The 1,797-nt window shown below is 65.2% G+C and carries 2 protein-coding genes; both read right to left on the reverse strand.

Going from position 1 to position 1,797, the window contains the following annotated elements; genetic code table 11:
- On the reverse strand, positions 1 to 1,006 hold a 1,006-nt coding region (locus D472_RS0124290), incomplete at its 3' end, for a GAF domain-containing protein (protein ID WP_017607025.1).
- 446 nt (positions 1,007 to 1,452) lie between these two features.
- The coding region (locus D472_RS0124295; protein WP_026118031.1) for a SpoIIE family protein phosphatase at positions 1,453 to 1,797 on the reverse strand (345 nt) is incomplete at its 5' end.

Consider the following 1,797-nt stretch of genomic DNA (forward strand, 5'->3'; position numbering starts at 1 on the left):
GACGCTGCAGGGTCTCGGCCATGTCCCGTTGCTGCTCGAAGAGCCGGTTGCTCTTGATCACCAAGGCGATGCGTCGGGCGATGTCGCTCAGTAGGAGGACCTCGGCTTCGTCGAAGGTGGACCGTGCTCCGGTACGGGCCACGGTCAACGCGCCGTAGAGACCTCTTCGGGTGTACATCGGCACCACCAACGCCGTGCCCTCACCCAGATGCTCGAACAGTTGCCGGTGAGCCTGGGCGAGTGACTCGTTCGATCCACCCTTGTGCCTTCCGGCGTCGAGCAGTACCGGCTCGAGGCTGTACAGGGCGTGGGCCAGCGCCGAACGGGAGGTCTGTGACAGGGGTGGCAGCGGACCCTTCAACGCCTCGGCCGTGTCGTCGTCATCGAGGGAGTGCACGGCCACGCGATGGATCTCGTCGCTGTCCCTTCCCTTGGGAAGGACGTCTATCACCGCCCAGTCACCCAGGTCCGGTACCAACAATCGGGCCAAGCGGTCCAACACCTCGTCGGTGTTCGGGGAGGAGATGAGTAGGACGGAGACCTCCGCCACCAGGCTCAGTCTTCCGGTGAGTTCCTCCAGCGCTGCCAGGTGTGCCGCGGTCTGTTCACTGGCGTCACGGTGCTTGCGGAAGTCGTGGAAGACGATGACGGCGCCTCCCGCTCCGTCCCCCTGCTGGAGTGGAGTGACCACCCAGATGATGGGTATGAGCGTGCCGTCACCGCGTAGGTAGAAGTGTTCGCTTCCCTCGGTCGGTCGGCCGGTGTCGAGCACGCTCAAGGCCGGACATTCCTGCCGGGGGACCTTGTTCCCGTTGGCGTCGCGGTGCAGCAGGTCGTGCAGGTCGGCGCCGAACAATTCCTCCTCGGACCGGTCGAGAAGTCGTTGCGAGTGGGGGTTGGACGCGATGATGCGGCCGGCGGAGTCGATGACGAACATCCCCGCGCCCACACTGTCGAACACCGCACGCAACAAAGTGGTCTCCAGCTCTTGGCCGGCGCCACTCATCGTCCTTCCCCCCGATTCTCATCTCCGTGGGGCGACGGGGTACCGGAACCCGGGTGGAGTGCTCGGCCCTTCCACCCTGAAGCGTTCCGCGGCGCCGGGCCCGCACCCGTCCGGATTCGCATCGGGTCGGTTCGAAGTATCTGCTCATGCAATGCGAGCACGCCAAGTCTCCTCAAGTGACTTTGGTCAAGGTCCTACAACTTGGTCAGGGTCCTACAGCGTGGTGCCCCATCCGGACTAAACGGAGTATCGCGCCACGACCAGCATGTTACGGTCACGGGGTGCTTTTGAGCCCGACCGTTGACAGCGACACTAGCCGTCGGACGGACCCGGCTGCACTTCCCCACACCCTCAGATAGGGTCTTTTCACCCCGGAAACGGCAGCTGAACGGGGTGGTCGCTCGGCCGGTCATCGCCGGCACACCCACTCCGGTGCGTAGGCGAAGTCACGTCGGCTTGGAGGTATCCCTGACCGGGCTGCCCTGGATCCTGACCCCGGGAGCCCTCCGGTTGGGGGTGGCGGGGCTGTGCGCGTGTTGTGGGGGCGCCACGTCGTCTTCGGCTCTGCCCTCTCCCAGGGTGGGAAGGCGTAGGGCCAGCAGGGCGACGTCGTCACCCCTGGGGTCGATGCGCGCGAGGAGTTCGTCCAAGAAGTCCTCCAGGTCATGGCCGACCAGTTCCGAGGCGTGACGACGCAGGTCGTCCAAACCGGTGTCGAGGTGTTGGTGACGGTTCTCGACCAGACCGTCGGTGTAGAGCAGCAGTGTGGAGCGTTCGGGGAGTTCCTCGTG

It is taken from the genome of Nocardiopsis alkaliphila YIM 80379, assembly GCF_000341005.1.
In the GTDB taxonomy this organism is placed as follows: Bacteria; Actinomycetota; Actinomycetes; order Streptosporangiales; family Streptosporangiaceae; genus Nocardiopsis; species Nocardiopsis alkaliphila.